The organism is Streptomyces platensis (assembly GCF_008704855.1).
GTDB lineage: Bacteria > Actinomycetota > Actinomycetes > Streptomycetales > Streptomycetaceae > Streptomyces > Streptomyces platensis.
In genome coordinates, this window is record NZ_CP023691.1 from 2,714,624 (window position 1) to 2,731,292 (window position 16,669).

Genomic DNA, 16,669 nt, shown 5'->3' on the forward strand with positions numbered 1-16,669 from the left:
GATCCTCACCGGCGCGGGGGATGAGACGGGGTGGCAAGTATCACCGCGGAGGGTGTGAAGATCGGGGCCATGCCGGACACCAAGGGTTCATGAGCACGGACGACGCCTTCGCCGAGGCCTATCGCGCGCATTACTGGGCGGTCAGCCGCTTTGTGGCGCGGCGGCTGGACGGGCAGGTACACGAGGTCGAGGAAGTGGTGGCGGAGGTCTTCTCCATAGCCTGGAGACGCCGCACCGAGCTCCCCGACGCGCCGCTGCCCTGGCTGTACGGGGTGGCCCGGAACACTCTGGCCAACACGGTGCGGGGGCTGAGCCGTTACCGGCGGCTGCTGCACCGGCTCGGCAGTCACGAGGCGGCGCACCGCCGGCAGACCGTGGACAGTCCGGACGCCGAGCGGCCCGGCTCCTGGGTGCACGAGGCGCTGGCCCGCCTCTCCCCCGCCGACCAGGAGGTGCTGCGGCTGACGGCCTGGGAGGAACTGACCATCGAGGAGCTGGCGGTGACCCTCGGCTGTGGTCAGAGCGCGGCGGCCATGCGACTGCACCGGGCGCGCGGCCGGCTCCGTACCCAGATCGAGCGGATGCGTCAGCGCGGCACCGCCCGGCCCGACGCGCCCCCACCACGGCCCGAGGCACCCCCCTCGCCGGGACCGGCGCCGCGCGCGGCCACCCCCCGCCCCCTCACCCCCCACCCCGTACCGACCCGAGCGGGAGGCCGCCGCCATGACTGAGGAACTGGAGCTGCTGCGCCAGGCCGACCCCGTCTCCGCCGACGAGGGGCCCTGGCGCGACCGTCCGCTGACCGCATGCGCGCAGGCCCGGCTGGCGGCGCTGACGGCCGGTGCCGAGCCGCGCGGCCGCCCGCGTCCGCTGCGCCGGCGCCCCCTGCTGATGGGCCTGGCCGCAGCGTCGGCGGCGGCCGCCGCGGCCCTGGTGCTCACCTTCTCCGGCGCCGGCAGCAGCCCCGCCGTCGCCGCGCCCGTCGCCCTCCCCCTGCACGGCGACGCGCCGTCCGTGTCCCTGGACTCCCTGGCCCGCAGGGCGGAGGCCAGGGCGCGGGCGGCGGCCCGCGAGGACGGGCCGCGGCGGGGCAGCCACCTACAGAGCTGGTACATGAGCATGGAGTCGGGCCCGAAGGCCGCGCCCCCCGTTACCGTGCCCGAGGAGCGCATCACCAGCTGGAACGACGACGGCAGCGGCTCGGAGCTGGTCGTGGCCACCGACCCGCGGCACCCGGGCCGTCCGGTGATCCACGACAACGACGGCAGGTGGCAGACCGTCAGCGACGGCAAGGTGCTGCACCGCAAGACCTACCCGGCGGGCTCGGAGGCCCGGCACAGCGGGCTGGCCGCCCGGACGAAGCCCGCGACGGACGCCGGGGAGCTGCGCGAACAGCTCTCCTGGCTGTACGGCGGGGCGGACGGCACCAGCACGACGCCGCAACTCCTGTCGGCGCTCTCCTCGTTCCGCCAGGAGTGGACGCCGGGGCCGCGGGAGACGGCCGCCGTCGTCCGGATGCTGGCCGATGCGGACGGTCTGCGGCAGGCGGGGGTGGTCACCGACCGGCTGGGCCGGCGCGGGCAGGCGTATGTGTACGACGGCCCGGACGGCGCGGCGAACTCCACCCGCCAGATGGTGATCCTCGATCCGCGGACCGGCGACCTCCTGGGGCTGGAGATCACTTTCACCAAGGACGAGCCGGATTTCAAGATCAAGTCGGGGGAGGTCATGTCGTACGAGGCGTGGATGCCGTGAGACGGCGGCCGGCACGGCGGCCGCCATGGCGGCCCGGTGCACGGCGCCGGGGTACCGGGCCGGGGCGCTCCCGAGTGGCGGGGCGGGCGGTCATGGCTGATCCTTGAGGGAACGCGACGATCCACCTCGGCGCGGCGGTGCAGTCCGGCCCGCCGCGCCGTTCTCCTGTCCGGCCACACCCCGCCGCGGCGCGTGGCGCACGTCACAACGGACCGATGGTTGCAGCGGATCTTCGCGATATGGATCACAGCAAGAGGTGTCCCAAAGTGTTTCCCGAAAGGGAGTTTCCCCTGCAAGGAGCGGGTATACGGCCGACTGCGCGGTCGTCCGCGCACCGTCCGTGATGCTCCGGTCTGCCCCTATGGTCGACCTTTGCCCGTCGCGTCAGACGGGTTCTGCCCGCCTCCCCATGGCGGGCGATGTCATGTTGTCGTCCAAGAGAGCGCAGGCGAGCGAGCACGTGCCGACGCAGTCCCCCGTTGTACCCGGGCCCCGTCACCCCGTCGGCAGTCGAGCAGATGCGGCATCCGGCCCCCCGCAGGACCACGCCGCGGATTCCGCGCAGCACGCATCGGGCGAGGTGACCGTCGTCGACCCCGCGATGGTCAAGCGCGCGGTGTCGGCCGCGGCGCTCGGCAATGCGATGGAGTGGTTCGACTTCGGCGTGTACAGCTACATCGCGGTCACCCTCGGACATGTCTTCTTCCCGTCCGGGAACCCGACCGCGCAGTTGCTGTCGACGTTCGGAGCGTTCGCGGCGGCGTTCCTGGTGCGGCCCATCGGCGGCATGGTCTTCGGGCCGCTCGGTGACCGGATCGGCCGGCAGAAGATCCTCGCGATCACCATGATCATGATGGCGGCGGGCACCTTCGCCATCGGCCTGATCCCGTCCTACGCCTCCATCGGCGTCGGCGCACCGATCCTGCTGCTCGTCGCCCGCCTGGTACAGGGCTTCTCCACCGGTGGTGAATACGGCGGCGCCTCCACCTTCATCGCCGAGTACGCGCCGGACAAGAAGCGCGGATTCCTGGGCAGCTGGCTGGAGTTCGGCACCCTGGCCGGCTACGTCGGCGGCGCCGGCCTGGTCACGCTGATGACCGCGCTGCTGTCCACCGAGGACCTCCAGTCCTGGGGCTGGCGGATCCCGTTCCTGATCGCCGGCCCCATGGGCATCATCGGCCTCTACCTGCGGATGCGGCTCGAAGAGACCCCGGCCTTCGCGCAGTTGGAGAAGGAAGCGCGGACGCAGGAGAAGGCGCGCCGCGAGGCCGAGAAGCGGATCGGCATCCGCGAGATGATCTTCGGCCAGTGGCGGGCGCTGCTGCTGTGCGTCGGGCTGGTCCTGGTCTTCAACGTCACCGACTACATGCTGCTGTCGTACATGCCGAGCTATCTGACCTCGGAGCTCAAGTACGACGAGACGCACGGGCTGCTGGTCGTGCTGGCCGTCATGGTCCTGATGATGGGGGTCCAGCCGTTCGCGGGCCGGCTCACCGACCGCTTCGGCCGCCGTCCGATCATCGGCGCGGGCTGCCTGGGCTTCCTGCTGCTGTCCATCCCCGCCCTGCTGCTGATCCGGCAGGGATCGCTGGCCGCCATCGCGCTGGGCATGGCCGCACTGGGCCTGCTGCTGGTCACCTTCACCGCGGCGATGCCGTCCACGCTGCCCGCGCTGTTCCCGACCAAGGTCCGCTACGGCTCCCTGTCGATCGGCTTCAACGTCTCCGTGTCGCTCTTCGGCGGTACGACGCCGCTGGTGGTCACCGCCCTGATCGGCGCGACCGGCAACAAGATGATGCCCGCCTACTACATGATGGCGGCGGCCGTGATCGGCGGTATCGCCGTCCTGCTGATGTCGGAGAGCGCCCGCAAGCCGCTGCCCGGCTCCCCGCCGGCCGTCGAAACCGAGGCCGAGGCCCAGGAGGTCCGCCGCGCGGCACGCGGCACGACCAAGGCCGACGCGGCGGCCTGATCCGCGGACTGCCCCAGGCACACCAAGGCCCGGCCGGATACCTTCGGCCGGGCCTTCGGCGTTCCCGGGCAGGTGCTCGGCGTTCCTGGCCGTGGCGCCCACGCCGGTGCTCGTACTGCGCAGACGCCGCCCGGTGCCACCGCCGCGTCCGGTGCACCGCCCCTGACGTGACCGTGCCGGTGCCACCGGGCGGGGCGCCGCACGCCCGTGGCACCCTGCCCTGACCTGCGCCCCTCGGGCACCGTGCGGCACGATGGTCGTTATGAGCATCGTGAAGATCAACGTACTGACCGTCCCCGCCGAGCAGCGCGAGGTCCTGGAGCAGCGCTTCGCCGCCCGCGCCGGGACCGTGGACTCCTCGGACGGTTTCGAATGGTTCGAGCTGCTGCGCCCGCAACGGGGGCTCTGATGTACCACTGTTCCGCTCGATGCCGCTGACACTCCGCTAACACCACATGCGGCAAGATGGGCGCATGAGCGTAGTCAAGATCAACGTACTGACCGTCCCCGCCGAGCAGCGGGAAACCCTTGAGAAGCGCTTCGCCTCCCGCGCCCACGCGGTTGAGAACTCCGACGGCTTCGAGTGGTTCGAACTCCTCCGCCCGGTCGAAGGCACCGACGACTACGTGGTGTACACGCGGTGGCGTGACGAGGAGTCGTTCCAGGCGTGGATGGAGGGACCCATGAAGGCGGCCCACCAGGGCGGCAGCGACCGACCGAAGCCCGCTGCTAGCGGCTCCACGGTGTGGTCGTTCGAGGTCGTGCAGCAGGCAGCGCCCAAAAGCGAATAGGTCCCGCAGCGGTAGCTCATCGCAGTGTCACCCCCCTGTGTTCCGCACTCGGAGTGATCCAGTGCGGAACACAGTCGTTTCACTATGACGCTGGCTGATCAACGATGTTTCCTCTCACCCGTTTTCGGTGAATGAGAGCCAGAACTAGGGCAAGTGCTGTAGAACGCTGCTGGAGTGTTCGGTCCTAGAACTCGGGGGCAGAAGGTGTCTAACGTAGCCAAACGTGGAGTGGCTGCAGCTCTCACAGTCGTGGTGTCAGCCGCGACCGGGCTTATCACGAACATAGCCACTGAGGAGGCCGCCTGGGGCTGGTGGACAGCTCTTCTCGTCCTGGTCGTGCTTGGTGCCGCTCTTCAGTACCACCTAAGCCGCTCGTCGGCTCTCGAGTCGAGTGCTGTATCCGCACTCGGCGATGGTTCGATCGCAGTCGGCGGCACTGCTCGTGCACCGATCAAGACCCAGGTGCGCCGTGGCGCAACTCCTTCGACAGCTGCCGTACAGCCTCAGGGCACTGCAGCGGTAGCGCCCGGTTCGGTAGCCATCGGGGGAGACGCAGAGTCGTCTGTAGAAACAGAAGTCGATAACGGCACGTGAAAGATTTCCTAATGCAGAAGCAGCGTGGCCTGCATGCGGCCGGCGAAGCATCAGTTGCCGTCGCTGGAGACGCGCATGCACCGATCTTAACGAATCCCACCTTCATAAGTCTCAGCACTTCGGGTGATGGGTCTTCTGAAAATCTACGGCCGCGACTACTCCCTCCAGCGGTGCTCGACTTCACCGGCCGGGAAGAAGAGATCCGCCTTGCGGAAGACCTGCCTAGCGGTACTGCGATATTAATCACGGGAAAACCCGGAGTCGGCAAAACAAGCCTAGCTACACATCTGGCCTACGGGGTCCGTATGTCGTACGCAGACGGCGAACTGTACGCAGACCTACGTGGCCACGACGACAAACCCGCACCTCCAGAAGAGGTGATGGGTCGTTTTTTGCAGGCGCTCGGCGTCCCAGAGCAAGACATTCCAAGCGACCCTCACTCACGCTTGGACATCTATCGACGGGTCACCGCAGACCGCCCACTAGTCATGATCCTTGACAATGCAGCAACAGAGAAGCAGGTACGGCCATTGCTTCCGTCCGGGACAGCAGCACTGGTCTTGGTAACAAGCCGAAGCCAATTGAGCGGGCTAGAGGCCGTTAAGCGAATAGATCTAGATATTTTCCCTTCAGGCACCTCACTTGACTTTCTCAGGAGAGTGACAGGGGAAGACATCACCAATTCCCACCCCGAAGCCACCGAAAGGGTCATTTCAGCTTGCGGACACCTACCGCTAGCTCTAAGGATTGCCGCAAACATACTTTCGACATCGCGAAATATGCGAATGTCGGACCTTGCTGCGGAATTGTCCGACCAGCGCGATATCCTCGAAGCCCTTGAAGCGGGTGACCTTGCAATTCGGGCAGCCTTCACCCTCTCCTATCGCAAACTAGGCAAGGGGGCTAAGAATGCCTTCAAGCAGCTTTCACACGTTGCCGGTAAGGACTTTGGTTCGGGAATTTGCGCAGCGCTCGTGGGCTGCGACGAGCGACAGGCTAGGAAAACCCTTAGGAAGCTTCGCGAAGCGAATCTGATTGAACCTTCTCAAAACCCCGGAAGATATCGATTCCATGACTTGCTTGGCATGTATTCCCGCGAGAAGAGTAAGGGAGATCCAGAAGAGAAGAGCCTATCCGCCATTCATCGAATGTTGGAATGGTTGGCAAATTCGGCGACCAAGGTAGTTTTGGCTGCAAGCGGAAGGTTTGGAGAGCTGGAGGCCATGCCCCCTTCGGCTCGCTCTGCCGATATCGATTCCGTAGAGTCGGCGATTACCTGGGCCAGGGATGAGCTCGAAAACGCTTCCTCCGCCATTAGCGTAGCCATACAGCACAAAGGTCCGCGCGATGCAGAGAATCTAGCTGTATCCCTCTCTACGGTTTGCGAGTTCACCGGCGACTGGCAAAACTGGGAAGAGGTAATCGATGGCGGGCTGAAAGCTAGCGCAATGATCGAAGACTCAAGGGATACTCTCTCCCTACTGACCTCCCAAGCAAATCTAGCTCGGTACCGACGCGAGTTCAGGGATGGCCTTGAAATTGCCTCCCAAGTATACAACCGGGCGACTGAGGCCGGCGACGATTTCTTCATTGCTTCGGGCGCAAATCTTTACGGATGCCTGAAGATGGATTGCGGTGAATTCAATGAAGCCATACCGTTCATTGAGCAGAGTCTCAAAATTTCCAGAGAGCGCGGTTTGAGACATCAGGTTGGCCAAGCTCTGTACAACCTAGGGACGATCCATAGGTCATCCGGAAATATGAAGGAGGCGATTCGCCATTTCGACCAAGACCTAAAGGTATGTATGGATCTTGGCGATGAGCTGGGAACAGCAGAAACGTTGAATACGCTGGCTCTAACATACTCCGATTCAGGAAAGTTCAAGGAGGCAGAGAGGCTTCACAGGCAATCCCTAGACCGATTCAAGCGAATCGGCAACATTCACAAGGTAAGCATGGTCACTAACGATCTGGGCATTACGCTGAGGCGGCAGGGCAGAAACAATGAAGCACTAGCTCTATATTTGGAAGATATGGAGCTATCTCGAAGTGTTGGAAATGCTTCCGGCGAAGCCTTAGCTCAGGTCAATGCAGCTGAGGTGCTCCACGCAATGGGGAAATCCAAGGAGGCGGAGGAACGGTTTGCTGCCGCTGTCTGCGTGTTCACCGACTTGGGTGACGCTGAGCGTCTGGCACGTACTCTGATCACGCAGATTCCACTGTTGTTTTCAGCAGGAAAATTTGAACTAGCCGAAGAGTACGGGGAGACGGCGATCGCTCATCTCGTGCGACATCAGCACGTGCACGAGGCCGCATGGGCTTATCACCTTCTCGCGCAAGAATATGAAAAGTCTGGGGAGTATGAGAAGTCTTTGGCAAGTGCTAGAAGTGCAATCGAAATGGGCGGGTCATTTAGTGCACCATACTTCCAGCTGGTAAGCCACTCGATTTGCCTCAAGGCGAGCTTGGCCCTGGGTAGAAAATCCGAATCAGAGGAAACTCTTGCCGCTTTGCGGGAAATTGATGTTGATGCGGAGCTAATGGATGAAGTTCTAGGGGAGCTGGAAGAGGAGCAACCGGAGTAGAGACGCGAAACGCAGCTGCCCTCGTGCAAAGACCGTGTGACTGGGTACGGTCTGAGTCGTGCCTGGCGCACGCGGGGTTGGTCGCCCCTTTGCGTGCGCCGGTTTGATCGCGCGCAACTAGGGGAGCTGGTTCGGGCATGGCGGTTGGCGCTGCTCGGGGTACGGAAGAGGAGTTCACGTCGGCGGGGGCGGCACGGGTGATGGCTGCTGCGTGCCGGGCCGCGGGGCTCGATAGCAGAGGGGCGGAGTTGATCCGCTTCGGGGAGAACGGACTGTTTCGGCTGGCGTCGGTGCCGGTGATCGTGCGCGTGGCCCGTGGGGAAGAGTGGATGCCCAAGGCCCGTACGGAGGTGGCCGTTTCACAGTGGCTCCAGGGTGAAGGGTTCCCTGCCGCTCAGATCGTCGAGGATCTGGAGCAGCCGTTCCTAATAGACGGCCATCCTGTGACCTTCTGGCACCTGATCGTTGAGGGCGACCGGAAGGCTACGTATGGGGAGTTGGGCGGCATCCTGCGCGACCTTCACGCTCTGCCTGTCCCGGAAGGTCTTGAGCTGCCGTCGTTCGATCCCTTCGACAAGCAGGAGCTACGCCTAGACCGTGCCGTGATCCCCCACGATGACAAGCTCTTCCTGCGGAAGCGGTGGCGGGAGCTACGGGACAAGTTCTACGATCTGAGGTTCGAGACACCCAAGGGGCCCGTTCACGGTGACGCCCACGTGCAGAACCTTATGGTGGACGATCAAGGGCAAGTGCTCCTGATCGACTTCGAAGCCTTCTGCTTCGATCACCCGGAGTGGGATCTGATGGTCACGGCCGTGGAACACCACAGCCTCGGGTGGCAGACCGAGGGGCAGTACGCCGACTTCGTGGCCGCGTACGGGCGGGACCTCTACGACTGGCACGGGTACGAGACGCTGCGCGGCCTCCAAGAGTTCGGCATGACGACGTGGCTCATGCAGAACGTGCAGGAGGACGAAGCGACCGCTGACGAGTACCTGCGGCGCATTGCAGGCCTGCGCAATGACGACGGACCGCGGGATTGGCGCCCCCGGTAGCTGTGGGGGCGCGTTCGATATGTCGAGTGTTTGGTCCGCCGGGGTACTGCGCCTGGTCAGCAAGCATCCGCGGATGCTACGGCCCGGAGTGCCGTAGGTGACAAGGGACAGCTCACGCCGGAACCGACAGTTGCAGCGCGCAATCCCGAACGCCGGAACCAGCAGGACCATCGCCGATGGCGCGGCGGCCAGGGCGGTCGCGCCATCGGCGGCAGCGTCCTCCGCTCACTCCCGGTCGCTATCTCCGTCGCCCTGCCAGGCCCTCTTCGCCCGTCTGTAGGACTGAAAAACTTCTGGCAATTGATCAAGGACGCCCTTGACTGAAAAGAGGACAACCGAGATCACGCTTGCGCCGGCGAGGAGCCAGAGAACGATAACTTCGTCCACCGGTTCGTAGACCTTTCCATTACAGATGGTCGAACCGGCCAAGACAGCAGGATCAGTTCGACCACAAACTACGTGGACAGAACTGAATTCCTGCCGACATCAAAAACTCAGACCGAGGAAGCCCCTCGGAGGCTGGATCAGGGCACTACACGCGGGTAAGGTCCCGCAGCGTTTGAAACCACTCCCCCGCCCACCCATGTCGGAGGCCCGAGCGAGTTTGTGGAATCCTTCCTGGCACCCCAACATTCATCGGGCCGCCCAGGGCGCGGACAGACCGCTTCCCGCAGTCTGAGATTGACAAGAAGGTATCACAACTCGCCATGCTCGCAGTGGAGTTGATTTGCCCTGCATCTACTCTGATCTCCGTGCCGCGCGCGGCCGGCCAGCATCTACACACCAAACGTCCCATCAACTGGGCCAGCCCAGCTGGGCGCTCAGGTAGACGGTTCTTCTCACCGTCGGCAAACTTCTGTCGGACATGCCCTAGACGAGTAGTTCCGATGCGATCAGTGAGCGGGTGACTGCTGCACCGGTCAGATTGTTGTGCCAGATGGCAGCGGCCATCGCGAGCTCTCGAGTCATGCGCTTGAGCAGCGGCAGCGCGGCCTTCAACCGCTTGTGGCATCCGGGCCGTTGGGGCAGGTACGGGAACAGCTCGGACATACTTCTCGTCTAGTCATCGTCCAGGCGGGCAAGGGCGTCGCACACCTGGTCATTGAAAGCAGCCACCGAGGGGTTCGCCGTGTGGACGCTGACCTCCTGCTGGAAATCGGTGACGTAGCGCTGGAAGCGGGACGACTGGAGCGTGTCCCCGCTGTCGACCGCGAGGCTTGCGGTCTCCACGGCGGCTTCCAGCTCGCCGTTCAGCAGCTGGCTTTGGGCGAGGACCATCCGGCAGAACCCGAGGGTGCGGGCGTACTTCGGATCGGTGTCGTCGACCGCGCGTTGTGCGGCCTCGATTGACTCGCGGCGCATCTTCAGGTCGCGGAAGCAGTGGCAGAGTTCGCCCATGAGTTCTGCCGAGTCGAAGTAGCCGAGCCATTCCGGGTCTTCGCCTGTGTCGGCTCGCTCGAAGTGGCATTCTGCCTCGTTCATGGCTCGGCCGGCGCCGATGGTGTCGCCCGTGTTCGCGTAGGCGCGGGCCTCCATCGCTGAGTAGTTCGCCATCGCGCGTGGGGTGGCTCGGCCCTTGGCTCCCTCGACGGCGGCGCGGGCGAGTTGAATCGCCTGGGCGTGGTTGCCGAGGTAGTTCGCCTGATGGCTCAGGTTGCCGAGAATGCGGGCTCCGAACATGCGGTCGTCGATGACCTGGGACAGGCGTAACGTCGCGGTCAGGTAGCGGTGCGCGAGGACGTGGTTCCCGGAGTCATACGCGGTCCATCCGAGCAACTGTGAGATCTCGGAAGCGGCGCCGAACAACGCTGCGCCGACGCGTTCGCTGTAGCTGGCACTGAGCAGCGGCAGGACCTCATGACGGAAGTAATGGCGTAGGGCCTTGTGGCCGTGACCACCACCGAATTTGAAGTCGAGTTGCATGAACATCTCGGCGGCCGCCCTGATCGCCTTGACGTCGCGCATGCCGACGCGTGGGGAGGCGGGCCGGTCGGCCTCGATACCGTCGGGGCGCGCCACGATCCATGACAGGACTGCGGAGCTGAGGCCGGCTTCGGGAATGATCAGCGGGCTGATCGACGGGGCTTCGGCCCGTTCCTCGGCGAGCCCGTCCAGCATCGATAGGACGTCGGGCACGGTGCGTGGGTATTCAGCCGGCGGTGGAGCTGCGGGCTTCGACTGATCGAAGAATCCAAGATCGCCGGGCGTGATTCGCCGTTTGAGCTTGGCGCTGAGTACGTCCGCCATGATCGCGGCCGTGCTCGGCTGGATCCCCGCGCCGTCCCGCCACCGCTGTACGGAGACGTGTGTCGTCCCCAGGCTGGCGTCGCGCTGCTCGGCGGCGTCCTTCATACGTCTTGCGAGGCCTTTGTTCGAGACCTTCGCCTCGTCCATGGCTGCGATCAATTGCGCGTTCGGCTCTCGGTTCATGCTCCCCTGCCAACCCGAGAATGACGGCGAGTATTCATCGTGGCACAGGTCACTGACATAGGGGGTTCATCTGTGAACCCCCTTCGTACCCAGTGGTGTTCACGTGAACCCCCTGGTGAACGCTCCCGCCTCTGACTGGCCTGCCCTTGACTGTTCTCACGGCAGCGAGGTCGCGCTGTCGGTAACCGGAGGGAATGCGATGAGCGTTCGGAGGATGGATCGCTCGGCCTTGAGACCGCGGGCCATAGCTCTTCCATATGGCGCCACGCAGTTGGAGCAGTTCCGGGCGCTGACCCTGTTCACGGAGTCATCGGACACGGTGCAAGCGGCGCGGAAGTTGGTCCGCTCAGCCCTCGAAGACTGGGCCTTGGGTGCTCTCGTCGACGATGTTGTGCTCTGCGCGTCCGAGCTTGTGGGCAACGCGGTCCATCACGCTATTCCTGACGACCGCCTGGCCGTGCCGACTGCTGCTCGCCGTATCGATGTCACTCTCACGAAGTGGCCCAAGTGGCTTTTCCTCGGGGTGACCGATGAGGACTCGTCCCCGCCGCAGTTCTCGCTGGGGAAGGCATCCTCTCCTGAGCTGGTGGACGATCCGCCCGAGCCGGCGCTATTGGACTCCGGGCGGGGCCTGAGGATCGTGCAGGTGTTGGCGGACAGCCTGTGGTGGTCGCCGGAAGAGGTGGGCGGAAAAACCGTGTTCTGCCGCTTCGACCTCGTAGGCCGCGCCTCCGACGGCCGGACGTAGAGAAACGTGGTCCGCTGCCGGCGGCGAGACTCCCTTCTGCGATCGGGGAGGCCGCGGCGGGCCCACTGCCAGACATGGAGCGACCACCGTGTCTGGCCGGGCGCGGCCCTTTGGCTCACGCTCCCTTGAAGGCTGAGGGGCCGCGTCCACATCCACGAAGCAAAGAGGCCTGCCGATCTGGCACGGCACTCCATGAAGGGTGATGGGTGGCAATGGCACGGGTTTTGGCGGCGCGCGTGCGTCGCGGCGACGTGGTGAGTCTGTGTGGCGAACTCCGAGAGGTGAAAGCAGTGCGTTCCGATCAGCGCGGGGCGGGCCAGCCGGCCTTGACTCTGGTCTTCAAGTCGGGGCGACCACTGCGCGTGAATGCCTCGGATGAGCTGGCGGTCTGGCGCGGTGATCGGGAGCTCCGGTGACGGCGGCGCGGTCGGTATGGCGGTTCGCGGACTGGGCGCTGACGGTCGACACCTCGGGGAGCGGACCGATCTACGTGCAGGAGTGCATGTCCTGCGGTGACGACTCGGGTGCGTCGGAGGAAGCCGAGGGACCGGACGTGTGGTGCCTGCGCCACACGGGCCGTACCGGACACACCGGGTTCCGGTGCGTGGTGACGACGTTCTTCCGAGCCTCGCTCGTAGAGGGGCCTCGCTGACACTCGCGCAAAACAACCGAATACCGAGACCGGGCCACCCCGTCAGCCGTGGAAAGCGAAGGGTGGCCCGGCAGGGGGCACGGCGGCCCCCGGTGCCTGATGGTACCGGGGCCGCCGTGCTGCCTTTATGCCCCGGTCAAAAAGAAGTTGATGAAGCGTTACTGGACGGGGACGGAGGCGGCGCACGTGATGCGCGATGACGGAGATGGGCTGATGGGTGGCCTCAACGACGTGGGGCCTGACGCCTGGGTGTGGAGCGCCGATGTCGACTACCTGTCCGGCTGGCGGCAGGCCGGGGCGGCGGCGGACAAGCTGAATGGCGCGCTGCGGGCTGCGGGCCTTGATTCTTCGAATGTCCGGGCGGTGCCCAACGTCGATGCCGAAGGTCGGGGTGTCGTGCGACTCACGGCAGCCTTGCCCGCCGCAGATGAGCTGGCAGACCTGCTGAGGCAGTGCAGCACGAATTCTCGACGGTGGGGCGTGTGATGAAGCCACCGTTGCCGCACTGCACCTTGCTACCCAAAGCCCGCGGCCGAACGCGTCACCACGACGGGGCCGCGCTGAGCGGAGCGCCCACGACGGGCTCAGCCACAGCGCGGCAGCTGCCCGCTCCCCCTCGGCCACAGCCGGGCCGTTCGCTCTCCTCACGCGCCTGCATCTGTGACGGCGGGAGTGCGGCGCCCAGCTTCCACGGCCGTTGCAGTCCGAACTCCGGGCCCACGCCCCCCACCTCTCCCGCCTTAGCCAGCCTCCTCGACGCGCGCAACGATGAGAGCGGAGCCCGGCGGAGCACCCGCCATGTAAGCCGCTCGGCGATTCCGCCGTGCCCGAGGTGGAGCGGACGCCTTCGGACGTCCAGGGGCGTACTGGTGTGGGCGGTAGGGCGTCCGGCGGGACCGGCCGCCAGGCCGCAGCCCGCCGCGGCACCCCGGCCGCCGGCGCGCCAGGGGCGCGCCCTTGAGGAAGTAAAGAAGGTTTCGACCGATCGTCAGCCGTCAGGCCGTGGCGGTGCGCGCGGGGCCGGCCTTGTCGGCGGTGATCCGATAGCCGAGTTGGGCGCGGTCGGCGCCGATGCGCAACTCTTCGAGGAGGAGGGCCTGGTCGTCGAGGCCGTGCGCGGTGCGGGTGGTGTGCAGGACCGGGGTGGCGTCGGGAATATTCAAGGCGGACCGCTCGTCGGGGAGGGGCATGCGGGCGCGCACGGTCTCGTGCCACCACAGCTTGTGGCCAGCCTTGGAGAGCATTGCGTAGATCGCCGCCGGCTCGGCGTCGGGGCTGTCGGCGAGGCCCGGCACCTGTTCAGCGGTGGCGAACGGGATCAAGGTGCGGTGCAAGGCTCGGGCCCCGGTTGCCTGGTCGATGAGGGCACGGTCACAACCAAACAGCTCCTCCATCTCCCCCAGTTGGAGAAGCGGGCCGGTGATCGCGGTGGTCTGCGTGCGGTAGACGCTCGGGCCATCGACGATCTTCCAGGCCTCACCGTCGGCGGTGGTGAACCGGCCTGCCCCGCTGCGGCTGACTCGACGCTCGACGGTGAGCATCGGCAGACCGGACGAACGGACGAAACTGCCCTTGCCGTGCTTGACCTCGATCAACCCCTCGGCCCGGAGTGCCGCAACCGCGTTGCGCACGGTGGGGCGGGAGACCTTGTAGCACTCAATGAGCTGGGCTTCCGAGGGGAGCGGCGCCCCGGGCTGGAACTCTCCGGACAAGATCGCTTCGCGGATGGCGGCGGCGACCTGCTGATAGAGCGCTCCCGGGCGCTGAATCTCTGCCATTGCGGGGCCTTCGTCTCGGTCGGATAGGCGAGGGTGCGCATGACGTCAGTCGACGCACATCACTCGTCAGCATAAGTACTTGCGCGCGGCGCGTACAGAGGTCCATAGTCATAACTCGTAATGACAAGTGACGTCAGCATCTGAGTTGACGCCTCAGCGGCCAAGGAGGCCAAAGAACATGCAGTCCATCCCTGTGGACACCACCCGGCTCGGCGTACTTCGTTGCGCCGTCGCGCCGGAACCGAAGATCGCGGACTTCGAGAGCAAGGAGGTGAAGAAGGACCGTGACGGCAACACCATCTACACCGTCGGCGTCACGGTCCGGCAGGAAGGCCGACGGGTCTCGGTGATCGAGATCTCGGTCACGGGAGAGCCGAAGGGCGTTGAAGAGGGGCACGAGGTCAAGGTCACCGGCCTTGACGCCTTCGCGTGGGCGATGGGAGACCGGCACGGGATCAGCTTTCGCGCCGCCGCCATCACGCCCGTGCCTACCGTTCCGGCCGGCGCCGCTCAGCGCAAGGCGGGTGATGCGTGATGGGGCCGAACACACTCGCCTTACTCCTGGCGGTGCTGGCCTGGGTTCTGGTCGCAGGCAACTACATGCGGGAGCGGCATCCGGTCAGCTTCTGGTACCTCACCGGCTACCCGGTAGCCGTCGTCCGGGTCATGGGGAGTTGGCGGAAGGTCGCACTGATCAACGACCTGACCGTCTCCCGCCGGCCGGCGCGCGGACTCGTCGGAGACCTGGTCGTCAAGGGGCAGGCCCTGCGGCCCGTCACTCCGCGGATCTCCTTCCCTCGGGCGACGCGTACGGGGTTGAGCGTGGAGGTACGGCTTCACCCGGGGCAGACACCGGCGCCGTTCATCGCGGCGGCTGACGCTCTGGCGCACGCCTGGCGCATGCACGCCGTACGCGTCTCCTCGCCGGAGCGCGGCATCGTCCGCCTCGTCGCCACTGCCAGCGACCCCCTGGAGCGCCCCGGCGTCGCCTCTGCTCCGGCCGCCCTCCTTTCGGCACTGCTCGGAGTGCTGGAGAGCGGCGGTGCGTGGGTGATGAATCTGCGGACGGAGCCGCACTGGCTGATCACCGGGGCTACCCGATCGGGCAAGTCCACGCTCCTGGCGCGTCTCATCACACAGCTCGCGCCGCAGCCGGTCGTCCTCGTCGGTATCGACTGCAAGGGAGGCATGGAACTGGGGCTCTTCGGCAGCCGGCTCACTGCACTGGCCACCTGCCGCCGTGAGGCTGCCGCCGTACTCGGCGCGCTCGTGGTCGAGATGCAGGACCGCATGCACATCTGCCGGGAGGCGGGCGCCCGCTCGATCTGGGAGCTGCCCGAGAAGCAACAGCCCCCTCCGGTCGTCGTCATCATCGACGAACTCGCCGAGCTGTACCTGTCCAACGGCACCCGGGGAGACCGGGCAGAGGCGGAGCAGTGCTCCACGTACCTCCTGCGGCTGGCACAGCTCGGTGGCGCACTCGGACTCCACCTGGTGGTCGCCGGGCAGCGGGTCGGCTCTGAACTCGGCTCCGGCGTCACTGCCTTGCGGGCACAACTCGGCGGCCGGATCTGCCACCGGGTAAACGATCCCGGCACGGCGGAGATGACCCTCGGCGACCTCAACAAGGACTCCGTGGCCGTAGCTCAGTCGATCAGCGCGGAGGAAAAGGGCGTAGCCGTCTGCACCGGTACGGACGGCGGCTGGGACCGAGCCCGCTCCCATTTCACGCGGCCTGAAGAGGCCAAAGAAGCCGCGGTGAAATACGCAGACCTGGCCCCCGAACTGCCGGGGCTTGCACGTGCCCTGGAATCCCTGGACACGGAGGCAGGCGCATGAGCGAGGTAGCAGCCATCCCGTTCGCGGTGGCCTTCGGAATCATCACCGTGCTTCTTGTGCGCTCCCGCGACGTCCGAGCCTGGGAAGCCGTGCTCATCGCCCTCTTCGGCGTGTACATCGGCCAGACCCCCGTCATCTTCACCATCAACGGACTCGTGACCTGGGTCTTCTCGGGCTTCCAACACACCTAGGAACGGGAGACACACCATGCCCATGCGCCGTGTGCGCTGCCCTCACTGCAAGGGCGAAGGGGCCCGTACCACCTGGACCGGCCGTCGGCACAGGTGCCGGATCTGCCGGGGCACGGGAACCATCCGCTGACTGCCGGCTCAACACCTGACCACCAAGGAGCGAACGCCATGGACGACACCACGCCATCACCTAGCCACCGTGCCGCTTCGGCGGCCCATCCCGGGAGGTCACCACCATCCCCACCGAGATCACCTCGGCTGACAGGCGCGCCGTCCTCG

General features: G+C 65.8%; 17 protein-coding genes. 13 read left to right on the forward strand and 4 right to left on the reverse strand.

Translation table 11 applies throughout. The features are described from left to right. The first annotated feature begins 89 nt into the window (after window positions 1-89). The 7 genes from CP981_RS11825 (at window position 90) to CP981_RS11855 (ending at window position 8,752) form a co-directional block, all read left to right on the forward strand. On the forward strand, window positions 90-731 hold the full coding sequence (locus CP981_RS11825) for an RNA polymerase sigma factor (RefSeq protein WP_150522330.1): 642 nt from the start codon (window positions 90-92) through the stop codon (window positions 729-731). After that, window positions 724-1,755, forward strand: a complete 1,032-nt coding sequence (locus tag CP981_RS11830; RefSeq protein WP_085928409.1) for a CU044_5270 family protein — start codon at window positions 724-726, stop codon at window positions 1,753-1,755. Before CP981_RS11825 ends, CP981_RS11830 begins: the two co-directional genes overlap by 8 nt. Before the next feature lie 460 nt (window positions 1,756-2,215). Next, window positions 2,216-3,727 carry a glycine betaine/L-proline transporter ProP gene (gene proP, locus CP981_RS11835; protein WP_085928410.1) on the forward strand — a complete coding sequence of 504 codons (1,512 nt, stop codon included), beginning with the start codon at window positions 2,216-2,218 and terminating at the stop codon, window positions 3,725-3,727. Window positions 3,728-3,989: 262 nt separating this feature from the next. After that, window positions 3,990-4,136 (forward strand): antibiotic biosynthesis monooxygenase family protein, encoded by a 147-nt coding sequence (locus tag CP981_RS11840; protein WP_425282123.1) that lies wholly within the window; start codon window positions 3,990-3,992, stop codon window positions 4,134-4,136. A 64-nt stretch (window positions 4,137-4,200) separates the two neighbouring features. Beyond that, window positions 4,201-4,518, forward strand: a complete 318-nt coding sequence (locus CP981_RS11845; protein WP_085928411.1) for an antibiotic biosynthesis monooxygenase family protein — start codon at window positions 4,201-4,203, stop codon at window positions 4,516-4,518. A 764-nt stretch (window positions 4,519-5,282) separates the two neighbouring features. After that, window positions 5,283-7,697: a tetratricopeptide repeat protein gene (locus tag CP981_RS11850; RefSeq protein WP_158092708.1), complete on the forward strand. Its 2,415-nt coding sequence runs from the start codon at window positions 5,283-5,285 to the stop codon at window positions 7,695-7,697. Between the two features lie 137 nt (window positions 7,698-7,834). Then, window positions 7,835-8,752: an aminoglycoside phosphotransferase family protein gene (locus tag CP981_RS11855; protein WP_085928412.1), complete on the forward strand. Its 918-nt coding sequence runs from the start codon at window positions 7,835-7,837 to the stop codon at window positions 8,750-8,752. Between the two features lie 225 nt (window positions 8,753-8,977). On the opposite strand, the gene CP981_RS11860 is transcribed toward CP981_RS11855, so the two are convergent. The 3 genes from CP981_RS11860 to CP981_RS11870 form a co-directional block, all read right to left on the reverse strand. Continuing rightward, window positions 8,978-9,181: a hypothetical protein gene (locus tag CP981_RS11860; RefSeq protein WP_143659078.1), complete on the reverse strand. Its 204-nt coding sequence runs from the start codon at window positions 9,179-9,181 to the stop codon at window positions 8,978-8,980. A 441-nt stretch (window positions 9,182-9,622) separates the two neighbouring features. Next, on the reverse strand, window positions 9,623-9,802 hold the full coding sequence (locus CP981_RS38145; RefSeq protein WP_085928413.1) for a hypothetical protein: 180 nt from the start codon (window positions 9,800-9,802) through the stop codon (window positions 9,623-9,625). A gap of 9 nt (window positions 9,803-9,811) precedes the next feature. Next, a complete protein-coding gene (locus tag CP981_RS11870; protein ID WP_085928414.1) occupies window positions 9,812-11,182 on the reverse strand; it encodes an NsdA family TPR-like regulatory protein in 1,371 nt (456 codons plus the stop codon). 103 nt (window positions 11,183-11,285) lie between these two features. On the opposite strand from CP981_RS11870, the gene CP981_RS11875 reads away from it, so the two are divergent. From CP981_RS11875 to CP981_RS11885, 3 genes are all read left to right on the forward strand, one after another. Further along, window positions 11,286-11,930, forward strand: coding sequence for an ATP-binding protein (locus CP981_RS11875; protein ID WP_244329626.1), 645 nt, complete (start codon window positions 11,286-11,288; stop codon window positions 11,928-11,930). A 412-nt stretch (window positions 11,931-12,342) separates the two neighbouring features. Beyond that, window positions 12,343-12,582 carry a DUF7848 domain-containing protein gene (locus CP981_RS39685; RefSeq protein WP_085928416.1) on the forward strand — a complete coding sequence of 80 codons (240 nt, stop codon included), beginning with the start codon at window positions 12,343-12,345 and terminating at the stop codon, window positions 12,580-12,582. A gap of 150 nt (window positions 12,583-12,732) precedes the next feature. Continuing rightward, on the forward strand, window positions 12,733-13,068 hold the full coding sequence (locus tag CP981_RS11885; RefSeq protein ID WP_244329627.1) for a hypothetical protein: 336 nt from the start codon (window positions 12,733-12,735) through the stop codon (window positions 13,066-13,068). 509 nt (window positions 13,069-13,577) lie between these two features. Here the strand turns inward: CP981_RS11885 and CP981_RS11890 are convergent. Beyond that, window positions 13,578-14,360 (reverse strand): GntR family transcriptional regulator, encoded by a 783-nt coding sequence (locus tag CP981_RS11890; protein ID WP_085928417.1) that lies wholly within the window; start codon window positions 14,358-14,360, stop codon window positions 13,578-13,580. 178 nt (window positions 14,361-14,538) lie between these two features. On the opposite strand from CP981_RS11890, the gene CP981_RS11895 reads away from it, so the two are divergent. From CP981_RS11895 to CP981_RS11905, 3 genes are read left to right on the forward strand one after another with little or no spacing between them, the layout of a single operon-like run. Then, window positions 14,539-14,895: an SCO3933 family regulatory protein gene (locus tag CP981_RS11895; protein ID WP_085928418.1), complete on the forward strand. Its 357-nt coding sequence runs from the start codon at window positions 14,539-14,541 to the stop codon at window positions 14,893-14,895. Beyond that, window positions 14,895-16,199 carry an FtsK/SpoIIIE domain-containing protein gene (locus tag CP981_RS11900; protein ID WP_085928419.1) on the forward strand — a complete coding sequence of 435 codons (1,305 nt, stop codon included), beginning with the start codon at window positions 14,895-14,897 and terminating at the stop codon, window positions 16,197-16,199. The genes CP981_RS11895 and CP981_RS11900 overlap by 1 nt, the downstream gene beginning before the upstream one ends. Then, entirely contained in the window at window positions 16,196-16,390 is a 195-nt protein-coding gene (locus CP981_RS11905) for a hypothetical protein (protein ID WP_085928420.1), read from the forward strand. The genes CP981_RS11900 and CP981_RS11905 overlap by 4 nt, the downstream gene beginning before the upstream one ends. Window positions 16,391-16,669 lie beyond the last annotated feature (279 nt).